The 18,125-nt window shown below is 63.3% G+C and carries 18 protein-coding genes; 8 read left to right on the forward strand and 10 right to left on the reverse strand.

Annotated elements, in window-relative coordinates:
* The first annotated feature begins 603 nt into the window (after positions 1 to 603).
* From uvrA to DPM33_RS16205, 6 genes are all read left to right on the forward strand, one after another.
* Positions 604 to 3,525: an excinuclease ABC subunit UvrA gene (gene uvrA / locus DPM33_RS16180; RefSeq protein WP_112098454.1), complete on the forward strand. Its 2,922-nt coding sequence runs from the start codon at positions 604 to 606 to the stop codon at positions 3,523 to 3,525.
* Positions 3,526 to 3,545: 20 nt separating this feature from the next.
* Positions 3,546 to 3,962 carry an Imm50 family immunity protein gene (locus tag DPM33_RS16185; protein ID WP_167449095.1) on the forward strand — a complete coding sequence of 139 codons (417 nt, stop codon included), beginning with the start codon at positions 3,546 to 3,548 and terminating at the stop codon, positions 3,960 to 3,962.
* On the forward strand, positions 3,959 to 4,372 hold the full coding sequence (locus DPM33_RS16190; RefSeq protein ID WP_112098456.1) for a DUF302 domain-containing protein: 414 nt from the start codon (positions 3,959 to 3,961) through the stop codon (positions 4,370 to 4,372). The genes DPM33_RS16185 and DPM33_RS16190 overlap by 4 nt, the downstream gene beginning before the upstream one ends.
* Positions 4,369 to 4,827, forward strand: a complete 459-nt coding sequence (locus DPM33_RS16195) for a GNAT family N-acetyltransferase (protein WP_112098457.1) — start codon at positions 4,369 to 4,371, stop codon at positions 4,825 to 4,827. The genes DPM33_RS16190 and DPM33_RS16195 overlap by 4 nt, the downstream gene beginning before the upstream one ends.
* Before the next feature lie 30 nt (positions 4,828 to 4,857).
* Positions 4,858 to 5,658: a DUF72 domain-containing protein gene (locus tag DPM33_RS16200; protein WP_112098458.1), complete on the forward strand. Its 801-nt coding sequence runs from the start codon at positions 4,858 to 4,860 to the stop codon at positions 5,656 to 5,658.
* 219 nt (positions 5,659 to 5,877) lie between these two features.
* Positions 5,878 to 7,023: a GGDEF domain-containing protein gene (locus DPM33_RS16205; RefSeq protein WP_112098459.1), complete on the forward strand. Its 1,146-nt coding sequence runs from the start codon at positions 5,878 to 5,880 to the stop codon at positions 7,021 to 7,023.
* A gap of 23 nt (positions 7,024 to 7,046) precedes the next feature.
* Here DPM33_RS16205 and DPM33_RS16210 read toward each other — a convergent pair whose 3' ends face one another.
* From DPM33_RS16210 to urtA, 6 genes are all read right to left on the reverse strand, one after another.
* Positions 7,047 to 7,223, reverse strand: coding sequence for a hypothetical protein (locus DPM33_RS16210; RefSeq protein WP_112098460.1), 177 nt, complete (start codon positions 7,221 to 7,223; stop codon positions 7,047 to 7,049).
* A 264-nt stretch (positions 7,224 to 7,487) separates the two neighbouring features.
* Positions 7,488 to 8,183: an urea ABC transporter ATP-binding subunit UrtE gene (gene urtE / locus DPM33_RS16215; RefSeq protein WP_112098461.1), complete on the reverse strand. Its 696-nt coding sequence runs from the start codon at positions 8,181 to 8,183 to the stop codon at positions 7,488 to 7,490.
* Between the two features lie 70 nt (positions 8,184 to 8,253).
* Positions 8,254 to 9,000, reverse strand: coding sequence for an urea ABC transporter ATP-binding protein UrtD (gene urtD / locus DPM33_RS16220; RefSeq protein ID WP_112098462.1), 747 nt, complete (start codon positions 8,998 to 9,000; stop codon positions 8,254 to 8,256).
* Between the two features lie 4 nt (positions 9,001 to 9,004).
* The gene (gene urtC, locus DPM33_RS16225; RefSeq protein WP_112098463.1) at positions 9,005 to 10,228 is read right to left on the reverse strand and encodes an urea ABC transporter permease subunit UrtC; all 1,224 of its coding nucleotides are present in this window, start codon (positions 10,226 to 10,228) and stop codon (positions 9,005 to 9,007) included.
* A complete protein-coding gene (gene urtB / locus DPM33_RS16230; RefSeq protein WP_112098655.1) occupies positions 10,225 to 11,841 on the reverse strand; it encodes an urea ABC transporter permease subunit UrtB in 1,617 nt (538 codons plus the stop codon). The genes urtC and urtB overlap by 4 nt, the downstream gene beginning before the upstream one ends.
* A gap of 173 nt (positions 11,842 to 12,014) precedes the next feature.
* A complete protein-coding gene (gene urtA, locus DPM33_RS16235) occupies positions 12,015 to 13,325 on the reverse strand; it encodes an urea ABC transporter substrate-binding protein (RefSeq protein WP_112098464.1) in 1,311 nt (436 codons plus the stop codon).
* Positions 13,326 to 13,632: 307 nt separating this feature from the next.
* Here urtA and DPM33_RS16240 point away from each other — a divergent pair, with 307 nt between their 5' ends.
* Positions 13,633 to 14,022: a hypothetical protein gene (locus DPM33_RS16240; protein ID WP_112098465.1), complete on the forward strand. Its 390-nt coding sequence runs from the start codon at positions 13,633 to 13,635 to the stop codon at positions 14,020 to 14,022.
* Positions 14,023 to 14,078: 56 nt separating this feature from the next.
* Here the strand turns inward: DPM33_RS16240 and DPM33_RS16245 are convergent, their stop codons facing one another.
* The 3 genes from DPM33_RS16245 to DPM33_RS16255 all read right to left on the reverse strand — a co-directional run bounded on the left by DPM33_RS16245 (position 14,079) and on the right by DPM33_RS16255 (position 16,719).
* Positions 14,079 to 15,650, reverse strand: coding sequence for a GMC family oxidoreductase (locus DPM33_RS16245; protein ID WP_112098466.1), 1,572 nt, complete (start codon positions 15,648 to 15,650; stop codon positions 14,079 to 14,081).
* 48 nt (positions 15,651 to 15,698) lie between these two features.
* A complete protein-coding gene (locus DPM33_RS16250; protein WP_112098467.1) occupies positions 15,699 to 16,247 on the reverse strand; it encodes a gluconate 2-dehydrogenase subunit 3 family protein in 549 nt (182 codons plus the stop codon).
* Positions 16,248 to 16,323: 76 nt separating this feature from the next.
* Positions 16,324 to 16,719 (reverse strand): VOC family protein, encoded by a 396-nt coding sequence (locus DPM33_RS16255; protein ID WP_112098468.1) that lies wholly within the window; start codon positions 16,717 to 16,719, stop codon positions 16,324 to 16,326.
* Positions 16,720 to 17,057: 338 nt separating this feature from the next.
* On the opposite strand from DPM33_RS16255, the gene DPM33_RS16260 reads away from it, so the two are divergent.
* Positions 17,058 to 17,363 carry a ribbon-helix-helix domain-containing protein gene (locus DPM33_RS16260; RefSeq protein WP_112098469.1) on the forward strand — a complete coding sequence of 102 codons (306 nt, stop codon included), beginning with the start codon at positions 17,058 to 17,060 and terminating at the stop codon, positions 17,361 to 17,363.
* On the opposite strand, the gene DPM33_RS16265 is transcribed toward DPM33_RS16260, so the two are convergent.
* Positions 17,360 to 18,067 (reverse strand): purine-nucleoside phosphorylase, encoded by a 708-nt coding sequence (locus DPM33_RS16265; RefSeq protein ID WP_112098470.1) that lies wholly within the window; start codon positions 18,065 to 18,067, stop codon positions 17,360 to 17,362. The two genes, DPM33_RS16260 and DPM33_RS16265, sit on opposite strands and share 4 nt — an antisense overlap.
* Between the last annotated feature and the right edge of the window lie 58 nt (positions 18,068 to 18,125).

The raw sequence follows: 18,125 nt of genomic DNA on the forward strand, positions 1-18,125 counted from the left end.
TGTCGGGCTGGCGTTTCAAGTCTGCCCTGGCACTTATGCCCGCCGCGGCTCCATCTCGGTGTGGAGCCTCAAGGGACTGTCCGGTGGCGTCATGCTCCGCTCCTGGGTCCGTTGCGACAATGTCGTTCGAAGCGCAAATCGCTATCACCTGCGGCGTCTCGCAGGCCGCCTGTTGGGCGGCGAGGCCATCGAAAGACGGCCGGCTTCGTTGACGTCTTCGAGACTGCTCCCCTGGGTCCGCGACGTCAACCGTTGAATAGCCGGTTACCGAAAAATGTGATCTTTCGGAGGTTACGTGCAGGTAAGTCCAGCGCCTCCGTGGATCAAAGCGGCCGGCATCGGTGGCATTTGTTTTCGCGGTGCTTGTGGCGATTGTTTCCACATCGCTCAACGCGATTGTTTCCACAGCGCTTTGTCAGGAGCGTGTTCGGCCTTTGTTCTTTCCGCTTGCCGGCTCGCGCGAAAGGCGGTTAAACCGATGATCGACTTCCTCCGTCGAGATTGTGGCGTCTCTCGACGTGGCGGCGAAAATACCTACATAGGGGATGGCCGGGACGAACCCGCCCAATCCAGCACATTCCAGATCTGAGGCGGCGACCGGCAATGGCCGACCATAAATACCTTTCCATTCGCGGGGCGCGCGAACACAATCTGAAAAATGTCGATCTCGACCTGCCGCGCGACAGCCTGATCGTGATGACGGGCCTGTCGGGATCCGGCAAATCGTCGCTGGCTTTCGACACCATCTATGCCGAGGGCCAGCGCCGCTATGTCGAGAGCCTTTCGGCCTATGCCCGCCAATTCCTCGAGATGATGCAGAAGCCGGACGTCGACCAGATCGACGGCCTGTCGCCCGCCATCTCGATCGAGCAGAAGACCACGTCGAAGAACCCGCGCTCGACGGTCGGCACGGTCACCGAGATCTACGACTACATGCGCCTCTTGTTCGCGCGCGTCGGCATTCCCTATTCGCCGGCCACCGGCCTGCCGATCGAGAGCCAGACGGTCAGCCAGATGGTCGACCGTGTCCTGGCGCTGGAGGAAGGCACGCGCCTGTTCCTGCTGGCGCCGATCGTGCGCGGTCGCAAGGGCGAGTACCGCAAGGAACTCCTGGAACTGCAGAAGAAGGGCTTTCAGCGCGTCAAGGTCGACGGCACCTTCTATGAGATCGCCGACGTGCCGGCGCTGGATAAGAAATACAAGCACGACATCGACGTCGTCGTGGACCGCATCGTCGTGCGCGGCGACCTGGCGACGCGGCTCGCGGACTCGATGGAGACTGCGCTGAAGCTTGCCGAAGGGCTGGCGGTGGCCGAGTTCGCCGACCGGCCGCTCGATGCCAGCCTGACCGGCGAGGACTCGGTCAACAAGTCTAAGAACGAGACGCACGAGCGTATCCTGTTCTCGGAGAAATTCGCCTGCCCGGTGTCCGGCTTCACCATTCCCGAGATCGAGCCCAGGCTGTTCTCGTTCAACAACCCGTTCGGTGCCTGCCCGACCTGCGATGGCCTCGGCAGCCAGCGCGCCATCGACCCCAATCTGGTGGTGCCGGACGAGAACCTGTCGCTGCGCGACGGCGCCATCAGCCCGTGGGCGAAGTCTACCTCGCCCTATTACGCGCAGACGCTGGAGGCGCTCGGCAAGGCCTATGGCTTCAAGCTCGGCGACAAGTTCAAGGATCTGAGCGCGGAGGCTAAGGAAGCCGTCCTGCGTGGCACCGGCGAACGCGAGATCACCTTTCAGTATGATGACGGCCTGCGCTCCTACAAAACCACCAAGACCTTCGAGGGCGTGATCCCCAATCTCGACCGGCGCTGGAAGGAAACGGAATCGGCCTGGATGCGCGAGGAGATCGAGCGCTTCATGTCGGCCACCCCCTGCCCCGTCTGCAACGGCTACCGGCTGAAGCCGGAAGCGCTGGCGGTGAAGATCGGCGGCAAACATATCGGCGAGGTCACCGAACAGTCGATCCGCAAGGCCGACCAGTGGTTCACTGATTTGCCGGCGCAGCTCAACGACAAGCAGAACGAGATCGCGGTGCGCGTGCTCAAGGAAATCCGCGAGCGGCTGCGCTTCCTCAACGATGTCGGCCTCGACTATCTGACGCTGTCGCGCAACTCCGGCACGCTGTCGGGCGGCGAGAGCCAGCGCATCCGTCTCGCCTCGCAGATCGGCTCCGGTCTCACCGGCGTGCTCTATGTGCTGGACGAGCCGTCGATCGGCCTGCACCAGCGCGACAATGCGCGCCTGCTCGACACGTTGAAGCACCTGCGTGACATCGGCAACACCGTCATCGTCGTCGAGCATGACGAGGACGCCATCCTGCATGCCGACTATGTCGTCGACATCGGCCCGGCCGCCGGCATCCATGGCGGCCAGATCATCGCCCAGGGCACTCCGCAGCAGATCATGGCGACGCCCGCCTCGATCACCGGCAAGTACCTGTCGGGCGAGCTCGAAGTGATGACGCCCGCGGTGCGCCGCGAGGCCAAGAAGAACCGGCGCATCAAGGTCGTCGGCGCGCGCGGCAATAATCTGAAGAACGTGACGGCGGAAATCCCGCTCGGCACCTTCACCGCAGTTACCGGCGTGTCCGGCGGCGGCAAGTCGACCTTCCTGATCGAGACGCTGTTCAAGGCCGCGTCGCGCCGCATCATGGGCTCGCGCGAGCATCCGGCCGAGCATGACCGCATCGAGGGACTGGAGTTCCTCGACAAGGTCATCGACATCGACCAGTCGCCCATTGGACGCACGCCGCGCTCCAATCCGGCGACCTATACCGGCGCCTTCACGCCGATCCGCGACTGGTTCGCCGGCCTGCCGGAGGCCAAGGCGCGCGGCTATCAGCCGGGCCGCTTCTCCTTCAACGTCAAGGGCGGCCGCTGCGAGGCCTGCCAGGGCGACGGCGTCATCAAGATCGAGATGCACTTCCTGCCCGACGTCTATGTCACCTGCGACGTCTGCCACGGCAAGCGCTACAACCGCGAGACGCTCGACGTGCTGTTCAAGGGCAAGTCGATCGCCGACGTGCTCGACATGACGGTCGAGGAAGGCGTCGACTTCTTCTCGGCGGTGCCGGGCGTGCGCGACAAGCTGGAAACGCTGAAGCAGGTCGGCCTCGGCTATATCCATATCGGCCAGCAGGCGACGACACTGTCCGGCGGCGAGGCGCAGCGCATCAAGCTTGCCAAGGAACTGTCGCGCAAGGCGACCGGCAAGACGCTCTACATCCTCGACGAGCCGACCACCGGCTTGCATTTCCACGACGTCGCCAAGCTTCTCGAAGTGCTGCACGAGCTGGTCGACCAGGGCAACACGGTGGTGGTCATCGAGCACAATCTCGAAGTCATCAAGACCGCCGACTGGGTGCTCGACCTCGGCCCCGAGGGCGGCGACGGCGGCGGCGAGTTGGTCGCCTCAGGCACCCCGGAAGCGATCGTGCGCGAGAAGCGCAGCTACACCGGCCAGTTCCTGAAGGAGCTTCTGGAGCGCCGCCCCGGAGGCAAGCGCGAAGCGGCGGAGTAGCCACGGAGGCTGATCGTATCGTGGAAGAGGTCGACGCTTTCGTTGAAATCGAAGGTGCCAAGGCGCTGATCGACTGGCTGGGATTCGTTCCAAGCTTTCACGATGCCAGATTGATCGACATCGAGCTGTCTTCAAATCGGTCCGGGCGGCTTCGGTTGGAGGCCTTTCGAATGACCGACAAAATCGACGAAGATGGATATTTCATCCTCGATCGGCGTGTGCTCGTGACCCTTACACTGGGAGAGATAAGGGCGGTCAACCTTGATCATTTCACGACGATCGGCATCGTCGGCCACATGCAGATTACGCGTACCGACAAGCGCTATCGTGTCACGTGGGATTCCTCATACGGGGTCGAAGGCTGCATAACGGCGAACAGCCTGCGGATCGACTTCGAGCCGTCGCATCCGGAGCGGGCAGTGAGTGAAGTCGCATGACGTCAAACAACGGCCTTGTCTCCGTCGAAAGCCGCTTTGGCGTCCCTGAAACCATCGACCGGCTGGTCGCGACCGTCACCGGCGCCGGACTGCGCGTCTTCGCCCGCATTGACCATGCCGCCGGCGCGCATGAAGTCGGCGCTGCGTTGCGCCCGACCGAATTGCTGATCTTCGGCCATCCGAAAGGCGGCACACCGTTGATGCAGGACCGGCAGCTGGCCGGCATCGACCTGCCGATCAAGGCGCTGGCCTGGGAGGACGAACAAGGCAAGGTCTGGCTGTCCTACAACGACGCGCACTGGCTGGCGGCGCGCCATGGTCTCGGCGATTCCAGCCGAGAAGCGGTCGCAGCGATTGCCGCGGGCATGCAGAAGGTCGTCGCAGCCGCCGCTGGAGCCGATCAAGCATGAGACTCGCCCGCCCCGACGATCTTGCCGCCATCGTCGCGCTGACCACCGACGCCTATGCTCCGTACACGGCTCTGTTCGGCGCACCGCCGATCCCCGTCACCGAAGACTATGCGCCGCGCATCGAGCGCGGCGAGGTCTGGCTGCTGGAAGAAGGCGCCGAGCTTGCGGGACTGGTCGTCCTCGAACGTCATCGCGATCACGCCATGATCTTCAGCGTCGCCGTCGCGCCGGCGTTCCAGGGTAAAAAACTCGGCATTGCGTTGCTCGATTTCGCCGACGAGCAGGCGCGGTTATGGGGCGTGCCGGAGGTGCGGCTCTACACCAATTCGCGCATGGAGCGGAACATCGCGCTCTACTCGGCCTATGGCTATCGCGAAACGGGTCGCCGGCCCAATCCGTACCGGCCAGGATGGACCGTGGTCGACATGGCCAAGCCGGTCGACAAAGCGGCCTGATCATATCTTGAAACTCGGAGGAGGAAGACGATGAGCCAAGGAACGATCCGCTCCGGCATGGGCGGCTGGACTTTCGAGCCCTGGGACACATCCTTCTATCCGGACAAACTCGCCAAGGCCAAGCAGTTGCACTACGCCAGCCGCCAGGTGCCGAGCATCGAGGTCAACGGCACCTATTATTCCAGCTTCAAGGAACCGACCTTCGTGAAGTGGGCCAACGACGCGCCGGAGGGCTTCGTCTTCTCGCTCAAGGGCAACCGCTTCGTCACCAACCGCCGCGTGCTCGGCGAAGCCGGCGAATCGATGATGCGCTTCCTCGGCTCCGGCGTTGCCGCGCTCGGCGAAAAGCTCGGCCCGATCCTGTGGCAGTTCGCGCCGACCAAGAAATTCGACGCCGACGATTTCGAAGCCTTCCTGAAACTTCTGCCCGAGAAGCAGGACGGCGTGGCCTTGCGCCATGCGCTGGAGGTGCGCCACGACAGCTTCATCGTGCCGGAATTCCCGGCATTGGCGCGCAAGTACAACGCGGCGATCGTCTATGCCGACCACGCCAAATATCCGGCGATCGCCGATGTCACCGGCGACTTCGTTTACGCGCGGCTGCAGACCGGCAGCGACGACAATCCCGACTGCTACACGCCGAAGGGCCTCGACGAATGGGCGGGGCGGACGAAAACCTGGGCCGAAGGCAAGCAACCCGCCGACCTGCCGCGCGCCGATCCCAAGACCGACGCGCCGGTGAAGCCGCGCGACGTGTTTGCCTACTTCATCACCGAAGGCAAGGTGCGCGCGCCCTTCGGCGCCATGGCGCTGATGAAGCGGGTCAGCTGACCGGCCGGCTCCGTCAAAGCCTCAGGTCGAGACCGATGCAGCTCAAAAACGCCGATGGTGTGCCGGTAGCGGCCGCCGTCAGGCCGCTGCCCGTCGGCCGCGCTCAATCGGACGAAACCCTCGCATCTTCGCGCCTATCGTAACGCAATCGATACTTCCATGCTGCACTAATGGACCTACGTCAGGTTGCAGAAGCCCGGCGCAGGCTGGGACGCGTGCATGCTGCTCGACTACAACTCACTGCTTCTGGCCGTCGGCTTCTCCGCCGCTTGCCTCAGCCTCACGCTGTTCGGAACCTGGCTGGCCGCCCGTTCCGACAGGTTCCTGCTGACCTGGGCGATCAGCGTGCTGGTCGTGGTGATCGAAGTCTTTGTCTATGACGCCTATATCAAGACGCCCGGAGCGGCCCTTGGCGTGCTGACGCTGGCGCTGCTCTTGTTCGGCTTCTCGGTCATGCTGGGCGCCGCCCATCAATACAGGACGAGGCGCTCGCCCGTGCCGCTGATCGCGCTTGGCGCCGGCCTGTCCTTTGCGCTCGCGCTGCCGCCGATGGCGCTCGGCTATGACGGACTGGGCTTCATGCTGGAGAACGCCCTGGCAGCGCTGCTTCTGTTCGGCACCGCGTATCAATATTGGCGGGGCCGCGCGGAGGCGCCCGTCCATCTCGTCGGCGTTGCACTGCTCTATTCGCTGACCGCCGCATCCTTCGTGCTGTGCGCGGCGGTGCTGGCGTGGGACGGCAGGCTGGTCCTCGGCCATGCGCCGAGCAACTGGGCTGAGGATCTGAACCTCGTCATCGTCATCGCCTCGATGACCGGTATCGGCGCCTTGTCGCTGGCGCTCAACCAGGGGCGGCTCGCCCGCCACCATCAGCGCGAAGCCCAGACCGACGCGCTGACCGGACTGCTCAACCGCCGCGCGCTGTTCCACCTGCATGGCAGGGTGCCTGTCAACGCTTTCACGGCGGTGGTGGTGTTTGATCTCGACGGCTTCAAGGCGATCAACGACCAGTTCGGCCACGCCGCCGGCGACGAGGTGCTCAAGGTCTTTGCCGAAGTGCTCTCGGCCGATCTGCGCCCCCACGACTCCGTCGCCCGCATGGGCGGCGAGGAATTTGCCATGGTGCTGAAGCGCACCTTGCCGGAGACTGCCGAGGCCACAGCCGAGCGCGTCAGGGCCGCGTTCGCCGCGCATACGGTCGAGACGGAGACCGGACCTTTGCGCTGCACGGTCAGCGCCGGCTTCGCCTTCGGCAGTCCAGAAGGCATGAGCTTCGACAAGGTGCTCAGCGCCGCCGACAAGGCGCTGTATGCCGCCAAGCGCGGCGGCCGCAACCGCGTCCTGGATTTCCGCCGCGCCGGTTGAATATTACCGGCGCGAGCAAGCTCTCAATGGTGTGAGATCACGTCGTTGAAGGCGTCGAGATCGACGTAGAAGACCTTGGTGATCTCATCGAGGAGATGATCCTCGTCAAAACCTTGCGACATCAGGATGTTGATCGCGGTCATGATGTCGACGCGCTCGGTGAGGCGCCGCTTCTGGTAGTCCTCGACAAAACGTTCCATCGCCGTCCCCTGGCAAGCTTCTTTTTGGACGCATTGACCGACAATCACTGCTGGGAAAGCTAGCCAGGCTTGCTTGCGTGGAACTTGCGGGCGGTGTCCGCGCCTTCCCCCTCATTTCGCGACTGGTACGGAAAGCGGCCGACTCACCAAGGCCAAGAAAAGACTAGCACGCAGCGTTGGCCGCGCCAGAGTTGGGCAGGGTAAGTGAGAGAAATATTGAGCTTGCTATCGGTTCGTGATGTCAGTCGAAGTTAAGCAGCTATTTTAGACTGTCAGGAACTTCCTCACATCCGCCCGATCGAGATCCTCGGCGGGGCCGGTATGCACGATCTGACCACGATCCATGATGTTCACCTCGTCGGCAAGTTCCCGGCAGAAATCGAGATATTGCTCCACAAGCAGCACCGCGATCCCGGCCTGGTCGCGCAGGTAGCGGATGGCGCGGCCGATATCCTTGATGATCGAAGGCTGGATGCCTTCGGTCGGCTCGTCGAGCACCAGGAGCTTCGGCCGCATCACCAGCGCGCGGCCGATGGCGAGCTGCTGCTGCTGTCCGCCGGAAAGGTCGCCGCCGCGGCGGCCGAGCATCTGCTTCAGCACCGGGAACAGCTCGAAGACATGCGCTGGAACATTCCGGTCGACGCGCCTGAGCGGCGCGAAGCCGGATTCCAGATTCTCGCGCACCGTCAGCAGCGGGAACACCTCCCTGCCCTGCGGCACGAATGCGATGCCCGACCGGGCGCGATCATACGCCGCGCTCCGGTCGAGCGCCTTCCCCTCGAAGGCAACGCTTCCGCTCGTCAGCCGGTGATGGCCGACGATCGATCTCATCAAACTGGTCTTGCCGACGCCGTTGCGGCCGAGCACGCAGGTGATCTTGCCGGCACCTGCCTTCAGCGAAACGCCACGCAGCGCCTGAGCGGCGCCGTAGTGGAGTGTGGCGTTGGAGACTTCGAGCATGGTCAGCCTCTTCTCCAGCGCCGGAGGAAAGAAAAATCGAAACGGTGGAACGGAACCCGCCAGACCATGCTCAGCGCCCCAGATAGACTTCGACGACGCGCTCGTCCGCCGAGACGAAATCGAGCGTGCCTTCCGACAGCACCGAACCCTCATGCAGGCAGGTGACCTTGACGCCCAGCTCGCGCACGAAATGCATGTCGTGCTCGACGACGACCACCGAATGGTCACGGGCGATGTCCTTGAGCAGACGAGCGGTCTCCTCGGTCTCGGCGTCGGTCATCCCGGCGACCGGCTCGTCGACCAGCAAAAGCTTTGGGTCCTGGGCGAGCAGCATGCCGATCTCCAGCCATTGCTTCTGGCCGTGGCTCAGGTTGGCGGCGGTTTCTTCGCGCTTGTCGCCGAGACGGACGACGCCGAGGATGTCGTCGATGCGCCGCGCCTCGTTGGCCGATGCGCGATGGAACAGCGCCGGGAAGATCGAGCGCGGGCCTTTCAGCGCCAGCATGAGATTGTCCTCGACGCTATGGCTCTCGAAGACGGTCGGCTTCTGGAATTTGCGGCCGATGCCCATCATGGCGATCTCGGCCTCATCGTGGCGGGTGAGATCCACCTGGCCGTCGAAGAACACCTCGCCCTCGTCCGGCCGCGTCTTGCCTGTGACGATGTCCATCATCGTGGTCTTGCCGGCGCCGTTGGGTCCGATGATGGCGCGCATCTCGCCCTTGTCGAGCACCAGCGACAGATTGTTGATGGCGCGAAAGCCGTCGAAGGAGACCGAGACGCCGTCGAGATAGAGGATGGTGTTCGACTTGTTCATGCTCTCACTCCGCCGGCTGCGGCTCAGGGCCGGCGGCCGACCAGGCGCCTGGCGTCCTTGCCGCCGAGCGAACGATCTTCGGCTGCGATGCCTCCGTTTCGGCGCTGGCTGCGGCGGCAAGCGAGGCTGCACGCAGCGCCTTTGCCTGGCTACGCCAGTTATCCCACATGCCGACGACGCCTTTGGGCAGCAGAAGCGTGACGGCGACGAACAGGCCGCCCAGCGCGAACAGCCAGAATTCCGGCAGCACGCCGGTGAACCAGGATTTGCCGGCATTGACGAGCAGCGCGCCGACGATCGGGCCGACGATGGTGCCGCGCCCGCCGACGGCGGTCCAGATCACCACTTCGATCGAATTGGCCGGCTCGAACTCGCCCGGATTGATGATGCCGACCTGCGGCACGTAGAGCGCCCCGGCAATGCCGGCCATGATTGCCGAGACCGTGAAGGCGAACAGCTTGACGTTCTCGGCCCGCCAGCCGAGGAAGCGCGTGCGGCTCTCGGCGTCGCGCACCGCCATCAGCAGCTTGCCGTATTTGGAGCGCACGATCGCCGCGGTGACGAAGACGGCGAGCGCCAGCGTGACGGCGCTTGCCGAAAACAGCGCCGACCGCGTCGCGTCGGCCTGCACGTTGAAGCCGAGAATATCCTTGAAGTCGGTCAGGCCGTTATTGCCGCCGAAACCCATGTCGTTGCGGAAGAAGGCGAGCAACAGCGCATAGGTCATCGCTTGGGTGATGATCGACAGATAGACCCCGGTGACGCGGCTGCGGAAAGCGAACCAGCCGAAGACGAAGGCAAGCAGGCCGGGCACGGCCAGCACCATCAGCGCCGCGAACCAGAAATGGTCGAAGCCGTACCAGAACCAGGGCAATTCCTTGTAGTTCAGGAACACCATGAAGTCGGGCAGGATCGGATTGCCGTAGACGCCGCGCGAACCGATCTGCCGCATCAGATACATGCCCATCGCATAGCCGCCGAGCGCGAAGAAGGCGCCGTGGCCGAGCGACAGGATGCCGCAATAGCCCCAGACCAGGTCGAGCGCGAGCGCCAGCAGCGCATAGCACAGATACTTGCCGACCAGCGCCACGATATAGGGCGGTATGTAGAAGGCGCTTTGCGGCGAAACCGCGAGATTGAGCAGCGGCACGATGACGGCCGCCGCGAGCAGGGCGAGGATCATGGCGGCGATACGGCGGTCGGCGCCGAGGAAGCGTTGCGTGATCATGCTTCCACCGCCCTGCCCTTCAGCGCGAACAGGCCGCGCGGGCGCTTTTGGATGAACAGGATGATCAGCACCAGCACGACGATCTTGCCGAGTACGGCGCCGGCATAGGGCTCGAGGACCTTGTTGACGATGCCGAGCGAGAAGGCGCCGACCAGCGTGCCCCACAGATTGCCGACGCCGCCGAAGACCACGACCATGAAACTGTCGATGATGTAGCCTCGGCCGAGATTGGGCGAGACGTTGTCGATCTGGCTGAGCGCCACGCCGGCGATCCCGGCAATGCCGGAGCCCAGCGCGAAGGTCAGCGCGTCGACCCACGGCGTCTTGATGCCCATGGAAGCGGCCATCCTCCGGTTGGCGGTGACGGCGCGCATCTGCAGGCCCCAGGGCGTGCGCTTCATGACGTAGAGCAGCACGCCGAACAAGAGCAGCGCGAACACCAGGATCCACAGCCGGTTCCAGGTGATGGCCAGTTGGCCGATATCGAAGGAACCCGACATCCAGGACGGGTTGCCCACCTCCTGGTTGGTCGGGCCGAAGATCGTGCGCACCGCCTGCTGCAGGATCAGCGAGACGCCCCAGGTCGCAAGTAGCGTCTCCAGCGGACGGCCATACAGGAAACGGATGATGCCGCGTTCGATGGCCAGCCCAACCAGCGCCGCGACCAGGAAGGCCAGCGGCAGCGCAATGACCAGCGACCAGTCGAACAGGCCGGGGAAGGAGGTGCGGATCACCTGCTGGACGACGAAAGTGGTGTAGGCGCCGAGCATCACCATCTCGCCATGCGCCATGTTGATGACGCCCATGACACCGAAGGTGATGGCAAGCCCGATCGCGGCAAGCAGCAGCACCGATCCGAGCGAGATGCCGTACCAGATGTTCTGGCCGGCGTCCCACAAGGCAAGCGTCGAATTGATCTGTCCGATCGCCGCGGTTGCCGCTTCCTTGACCGCGCCCTGCGCATTCGCCTCGGCGGAGGTCAGCAACGACAGTGCATCACGGTCGCCACGCACCGCGATGACCGAAATGGCGGTGAGCTTGTCGGCCTCCGGCTTGTCGGAGACCAGAACCGACGCTGCGCGCGCCTGTTCGAACATCGCCTTGACCGCAGTATCCGTCTCGGCCGCGATCGCGGCATCGAGCGGCTCCATATTCGCCGCATCCGGTGTCTTGAACATGGTCGCCGCGGCCGCGAGGCGTACGCTCGTGTCCTTGGCGCGCAGCGTCAGCGTGCCCAGCGCATCGCGGATGATACGGCGCAGGCCGTTGTTGACTTTGATCTTGGTGAGGTCGGCCTTGACGGCGTCGGCCACCTTCTCGCCGTTCAGCGGGTCGAGCAATTCGACACCCTCGCCGGCTTCCTTGCCGACGAAGACCTGGGTGTCGGCCTTGCGGATGTAGAGATTGCCGTCGGCCAAAGCGGAGAGTGGGCGCTCGACGGAGGGATCGCCACTGGCGGCAAGCTCGCGCACGACGGCTTCGGTGGCCGAAAAACCGGTGGCAGCCGCGAACTTGCCGACGGTGGCGCGCAGGTCGGCCTCGCCGGCTTGCGACGGCAAAAGGCTCGCCATCGTCAGAAGCAGCATCAGACCAATTGTGCGCAGCATCATCATCGTCGTGTTCAGGCGATTTTTCTCGAGCAATTCCAGGAAGAGTGTGAAGCGGTTTTCCGTCCGGAATTGCGTAAAACTAGGCTTTGAGGATCTTGCCCGGGCGGGCCGGGAAACCCGCCCGGGTAGGGTCCAGGGTCGCGAGGCCATTACGCGACCCATAGACTTGGGAGGATCTAGTTCGTGCCCTTGCCGCCGCACTTGCCGGTCTTGACGTTGAAGTTGCCGCAGCTCAGCGGCGCGCGCCAATCGGAGATCAGGTCCTTGGAATCGGGCAGGTAGTCGGACCATTCGTCGCCCATCACCAGGCCGGGCGTCTGTGAGACGGTCTCGAACTGGCCGTCGGCCTGGATTTCACCGATCAGCACCGGCTTGGTGATGTGGTGGTTGGGCATCATCGTCGAATAGCCGCCCGTCAGGTTCGGCACCGAGACGCCGACCATGGCGTCGATCACCTTGTCCGGATCGGTGGTGCCGGCCTTCTCCACCGCCTTCACCCACATGTTGAAGCCGATATAATGGGCTTCCATCGGGTCGTTGGTGGTGCGCTTGTCGTTCTTGATGAACTTGTGCCAGTTGTCGATGAACTTCTTGTTCTCCGGCGTGTCGACGCTTTCAAAGTAGTTCCAGGCGGCGAGATGGCCGACCAGCGGTCCGGTGTCGAGACCGGCCAGTTCTTCCTCGCCGACCGAGAAGGCCATGACAGGAATGTCCTCGGCCTTGATGCCCTGGTTGCCGAGCTCTTTGTAGAACGGCACGTTGGCGTCGCCATTGACCGTCGAGACGACCGCTGTCTTCTTGCCGGCCGAGCCGAACTTCTTGATCGCCGAGACCTCGGTCTGCCAGTCGGAGAAGCCGAACGGCGTGTAGTTGACCATGATGTCCTCGGCCGGCACGCCCTTTGCCTTGAGGTAGGCTTCGAGGATCTTGTTGGTGGTGCGCGGATAGACGTAGTCGGTGCCCTCGAGCACCCAGCGCTTCACCGAACCGCCATCGGCGCTCATCAGATAGTCGACGGCCGGAATGGCCTGCTGGTTCGGCGCGGCACCGGTGTAGAAGACGTTCCGCTCGCTTTCCTCGCCTTCATACTGGACGGGGTAGAATAGGATGTTGTCGAGTTCCGAGAACACCGGCAGCACCGACTTGCGCGACACCGACGTCCAGCAGCCGAAAACGGCCGCGACTTTGTCCTTCGAGATCAGCTCGCGCGCCTTTTCGGCGAACAGCGGCCAGTTGGACGCCGGGTCGACGACCACGGCTTCCAGTTTCTTGCCGAGCAGACCGCCCTTGGCGTTCTGCTCGTCGATCAGCATCAGCATGACGTCCTTCAGCGTCGTCTCTGAAATCGCCATGGTCCCCGACAGCGAATGGAGGATGCCGACCTTGATCGTGTCTTCAGCCGCCTTGGCGGAAGCCGATGCCAGCAGGCCGGCCGCGACGACGCCGGCGGACAGAATTTTTGTTATTTTCGCGAAGTTACCCCTCATATGACACACTCCCAAGCTGGTTGTTTTGCATCGCAACACAAGCTGTGCAAACGACGTGCCAGACAGAAATGAGCCAAGCAGAATCTTGAAGTAATAAAGCGATTACAGCCACTTAGAGAACCGCCACGGAGCTTTTTGCTTTCGCTGCGACGCGGCAGGATTGAGAAAAGTTTACGCAGTCATGCCTAGATTTTGCCCAAATGGTAAAAATGCCTAAACTTTCATCTGAGTTTAACAAAGCCAGCATCGGCACTGTTGCGGCGCGCAGGCGAAATGGGGCAAGGTCGCCGCGCAAACGAGAGACACCATGGCCTCACGCGTCATCCTGAGTTTCCTGCTTCTGCTCGCCGCCGCCGGCGGCGCGCGAGCCGATTTCACCGACGGCAAACTGCCCGACGGCGCCTATCACTGCGAGGTCTATCTGCTCGGCCTCTTCCTCGACCTCGGCGTGATCACCATCAAGGGCAGCCTCTATAGCGGCCCGGTGACCTTCGGCGCCGCGCCGCAGGCCTACGACTACCAGATGAACCCGAATGGCGAGATCACCTGGCTTGGTCCGCTCGGCGGCTACACCAGCGGCGGCAACTCGATCTCGATGACCCAAGCGACACTGGATGACCCGAGCGGCCCTTCCTTCGACATCATCATGAAACAGCAGGACGGCGCCTTCACCGCCTCGACCTGCACCAAGCATTGATCGAGAAAAAAGGCGCGGAACCCTCGCGGGTCCCGCGCCAGCAGGCAGTCGGGAGGTCAGATCGTTTTCGCCGACATCTGCGCGGCGATGTAGTCCGCCTGGCGGATCGCCAGCGTCACGATGGTCAGCGTCGGGTTTTCCGCCGCCCCGCTGGTGAACTGGCTGCCGTCGGACACGAACAGGTTCTTGATGTCGTGCGACTGGCCGTGCTTGTTGACGACACCGTCCTCCGCCTTCTCGCTCATCCGGTTGGTGCCGAGATTGTGGGTCGACGGATAAGGCGGCGTCGGAAAAGTCCTGGTCGCGCCAACGGCGGCGTAGAGCGCCTGGCCCTGCTTGTAGGCATGATTGCGCATCGCCTCGTCGTTGGGATGGTCGTCGAAATGGACGTCGGCGATCGGCATGCCGTGCTCGTCCTTCTCGTCCTTGTGCAGCGTGATGCGGTTCTCCTCGCGTGGCATGTCCTCGCCGACGATCCACAGGCCCGCCATATGGTCATAGTGGTCGAGCGCCGTGGTGAAGGAACGGCCCCAGCCGCCCGGGTTCAGGAATGCCGCCATGAACGGCAGTCCGAGCGACAGCGTCTCCATTTCGTAGCCACCGACGAAGCCGCGTGAGGGATCGTGGCGCGCCTCGTCGCGGATGATGCCGGCCATGGTGGTGCCGCGATACATGTGCACCGGCTTGTCGAAGATGGCGTAGACCGAGCCGGTGGTGTGGCGCATGTAGTTCTTGCCCACCTGCCCGGACGAGTTGGCGAGCCCATGCGGGAATTTGCTCGATTCCGAATTGAGCAGCAGCCGCGGGCTCTCGATCGAGTTGCCGGCCACCGCGACGATGCGGGCCTTCTGTTCCTGCAGCTTGCCGTCCTTGTCGCCATAGACGACGCCGGTCACCTTGCCCGAAGCATCATGGTTGATCTTGATCACCATCGAGTTCGGCCGAACCTCGAGATGCCCCGTCGCTTCGCCCTTGGGGATCTCCGTGTAGAGCGTCGACCATTTGGCGCCCCATTTGCAACCCTGGAAGCAGAAGCCGGTTTGCTGGCAGGAATTGCGGTCGTCGCGCTCGACCGAATTGATGGCCATGTTGCCGGTGTGGCACTCCTTGTAGCCGAGCTTGTCGGCGCCGGCTTTGAGCACTTTGAAGTTGTTGTTGCCCGGCAGGCGCGGCCAGTTGTTGGTGCCGGTGACACCCATCTTGGCTTCCGCCTTGGCGTAGTAGGGCTCCATCTCGGCCAGCGTCACCGGCCAGTCGACAAGGTTTGCGCCCTTGACCTTGCCGTAGGTCGTGGCCGCCTTGAACTCATGCTCCTGGAAGCGCAGCGAAGCGCCTGCCCAGTGCGTGGTCGAGCCGCCGACCGACTTGACGATCCATGCCGGCAAGTTCGGGAAATCCTTGGCGACGCGCCAGTCGCCCGAGGTGGTGCGCTTGTCCTTCCAGGCGAGCTGGGTAAAGGAATCCCACTCGTCGTTGATGAAGTCCTCAAGTTCGTGGCGGGCGCCTGCCTCGAGGATGACGACGTCGATGCCTTTCTGAGCGAGCTCGTTGCCGAGCGTGCCGCCGCCGGCGCCCGAGCCTATGATGACGACCACGCCGTCGTTCTTGAGATCAAATGATGCTGCCATGGTTTCCTCCCATGAAATCTATCGAAAAGCGGTTCAGGGCAGAGCGGCTCAGAGCCACTCGATGTCGTTGAAGCCGCGCGCGATGTAGCCGCCCTTGGAGTAGGACTCGCCCTCGTAACCGAAGATCGGCCATACCTCCTTCTGGTTGTAGAGGCTGACGACGAGGCCGCCGCGGACCGCCTGGAAGAACGGCGTCTTCTCGATGTCGGTGAGCAGCGCCACCCGCTGCTCTTCCCAGCCAAGCCCGCGATAGCCGCCCTTGCCGGCCTTCTTGTCGAGCTCGGCGATGCCTTTCTCGATCAGTTCCTTGTGGGCCGGGTCCTTGGCGGCCGTCTCGTCATGGCCCTTGACGGCGATGGCGTAATATTTGTCCGGCACCTGGTCGTGCGGGTAGATGTCGCGCGCCGCCTGGATGAGCGTCGCCATCGTCTCGGGCTTCAGCGCCGAGGTTTCGAGACCCCAGGCATGTTCGGGGCTGATGACGGCGCTGCCCGAGATGACGAGCAACGCACCGACGCCGCCGCGCTTGAGAAGCTCGCGCCGCGAAAGCCCAACTTTCTTTTCGTAGACCAGTTTCTTCTCGTAAACTGTGACCATGATTTCCTCCCTGCTTGCTGTTCGCACCCCTGAGAGTGCCGTTGCTGGCGCCGCGCCTCCGCGCGGCCAATATCCCCTATTGGAAGCGCCCCCCTCGCTGCAGGACCTCGATCTTGTAGCCGTCGGGATCCTCGATGAAGAAGAAGCGGGCGATCAGCGCCCCGTCATTGTTGAACTCGACGATCTTCTTCGGATTGAAGCCGAGCGCGCCGATCCGGTCGTGCTCGCTGTCGAGATCGGCGACCGAGACGGCGAGATGGCCGTAGCCGTCGCCGAGCACATAAGGATCGGTGCGCCCCTTGTTGACCGTCAGCTCGACCTCGAAGGGCGAGTCCGAATTGCTGAGATAAATCAGCGTGAAGGTCTCGAAATCGAGACGCTGCGCGACCTTGAGGCCGAAGGCCCTGCTATAGAAATCGACGGAGCGTGCCTCGTCGAGTACCCTGATCATGGAATGGATCGTCTTCGCCAAATCGGACTCCGCAGCTTTGGTGCTAACAGAGCCGATTATGCGCGCCGTCGAAAAAAGGTGGTGGCAGCCGATTACCACGCATAGGGTTGGAAAATGGCTAGTCTCGCGCCAGTTTAGCTGCGTGTCGCCCAAAAGTGCGATGCGGTTTTGGGAGAACGACACGCAACCAGACAAAGACTTGAGGCGCATCGCGCTGAAGTTTCGGCGCGGCGCGCTTCAAGGACGAAAGTCCGATTGCCGTCGCTGGCCATCGGATCGAAAATGACAAACGCAGGCAGTGTTCAAAAGGCGCAAGTCGGTTCAAATGGCGCCCAAGATAACAAGAACGGGAGGTAGCGATGTGCAGAGTCTTTGCCGGGCAGGACCCGGAGGGCTACCGGCAGATCAACCGGTCGATCCGTATAGACGGTCATTCGACCAGCATCCAGCTCGAAGCGACATTCTGGGATCTTCTTGACGAGATCGCCGACAGCCAGGGACTGACGACGCCGAAATTCATCTCGAAACTCTATGATGAGGCGATCGAAATCAACGGCCAGATCCCGAACTTCGCTTCCATGCTGCGCACGACCTGCGCGCTCTATCTGCGGGGCCACCGCCCCAGCACCGAGGAGCAGGCCGCGTTGAAGCAGGAAGCCGCCTAACTCGCCGCCGCGACTTCGAGCGCCAGCCGGGTCATGTCGGTGAAGAGCGCCTGGCGTTCCGAATAGTCTGTCAGCTCGCCGGTGACGATGTGATCGACGACGGTCAGCAGCGACAGCGCGCGCGCGCCGAACTGCGCCGCAATCCGATAGAGCGCGCTGGTCTCCATATCGACCGCCAGCGCTCCGAGCGCCCTCGGTTCGTCGAAGCGGGCGCGGCCATCGGGATGGTAGAACACGTCGCTGCAGATCGTCAGTCCCGCGCTGCAGGCGATGCCTAGATCGGCCGCGCGTTGCAGCGCCAGCGCGTGGAGCGCCTTGTCCGGGCCTGCCCGCTGGTAAAGTCCGAACACCTGCCCGCTGATTGCCCCTTCCGCCCGCACCTCACTGGAGACAACGACGCCGCGCAGCGCGACGTCTTCCGACAAGCCGCCGCATGTCCCGGTGCGGATCAGCGTCTTCACGCCATGATAGTCGAGCAATTCATGGGCATAGATCAGGAACGATGAAACGCCGATACCGGTCGCCTGGATGCTGACGGGCTTGCCGCGGAACCGGCCGGTAAATCCCAGCGCGCCCCTTCGGCGGTTGACGCAGCGCGGAGCCTCGAGAAAGGTCTGCGCCATCCATTGCGCGCGCTCGGGGTCGCCCGGCAACAGCACCGTTTCGGCATAGTCCCCCCGGCCCGCCTCGATATGCGGCGTCACGCGCTACCACCCCCATGATAGACCCATCCGATCGCCATCATGGCAGGGCTGCCGCAAT

The organism is Mesorhizobium hawassense, from assembly GCF_003289945.1.
Classification (GTDB): domain Bacteria; phylum Pseudomonadota; class Alphaproteobacteria; order Rhizobiales; family Rhizobiaceae; genus Mesorhizobium; species Mesorhizobium hawassense.

Excerpts from the sequence above, each read along its gene's own strand:
- uvrA (WP_112098454.1), top strand. The coding sequence starts at position 604 with ATGGCCGACCATAAATACCTTTCCATTCGCGGGGCGCGCGAACACAAT.
- DPM33_RS16190 (WP_112098456.1), top strand. The coding sequence starts at position 3,959 with ATGACGTCAAACAACGGCCTTGTCTCCGTCGAAAGCCGCTTTGGCGTC.
- DPM33_RS16195 (WP_112098457.1), top strand. The coding sequence starts at position 4,369 with ATGAGACTCGCCCGCCCCGACGATCTTGCCGCCATCGTCGCGCTGACC.
- DPM33_RS16200 (WP_112098458.1), top strand. The coding sequence starts at position 4,858 with ATGAGCCAAGGAACGATCCGCTCCGGCATGGGCGGCTGGACTTTCGAG.
- DPM33_RS16205 (WP_112098459.1), top strand. The coding sequence starts at position 5,878 with ATGCTGCTCGACTACAACTCACTGCTTCTGGCCGTCGGCTTCTCCGCC.
- DPM33_RS16210 (WP_112098460.1), bottom strand. The coding sequence starts at position 7,223 with ATGGAACGTTTTGTCGAGGACTACCAGAAGCGGCGCCTCACCGAGCGC.
- urtE (WP_112098461.1), bottom strand. The coding sequence starts at position 8,183 with ATGCTCGAAGTCTCCAACGCCACACTCCACTACGGCGCCGCTCAGGCG.
- urtD (WP_112098462.1), bottom strand. The coding sequence starts at position 9,000 with ATGAACAAGTCGAACACCATCCTCTATCTCGACGGCGTCTCGGTCTCC.
- urtC (WP_112098463.1), bottom strand. The coding sequence starts at position 10,228 with ATGATCACGCAACGCTTCCTCGGCGCCGACCGCCGTATCGCCGCCATG.
- urtB (WP_112098655.1), bottom strand. The coding sequence starts at position 11,841 with ATGATGATGCTGCGCACAATTGGTCTGATGCTGCTTCTGACGATGGCG.
- urtA (WP_112098464.1), bottom strand. The coding sequence starts at position 13,325 with ATGAGGGGTAACTTCGCGAAAATAACAAAAATTCTGTCCGCCGGCGTC.
- DPM33_RS16240 (WP_112098465.1), top strand. The coding sequence starts at position 13,633 with ATGGCCTCACGCGTCATCCTGAGTTTCCTGCTTCTGCTCGCCGCCGCC.
- DPM33_RS16245 (WP_112098466.1), bottom strand. The coding sequence starts at position 15,650 with ATGGCAGCATCATTTGATCTCAAGAACGACGGCGTGGTCGTCATCATA.
- DPM33_RS16250 (WP_112098467.1), bottom strand. The coding sequence starts at position 16,247 with ATGGTCACAGTTTACGAGAAGAAACTGGTCTACGAAAAGAAAGTTGGG.
- DPM33_RS16260 (WP_112098469.1), top strand. The coding sequence starts at position 17,058 with ATGTGCAGAGTCTTTGCCGGGCAGGACCCGGAGGGCTACCGGCAGATC.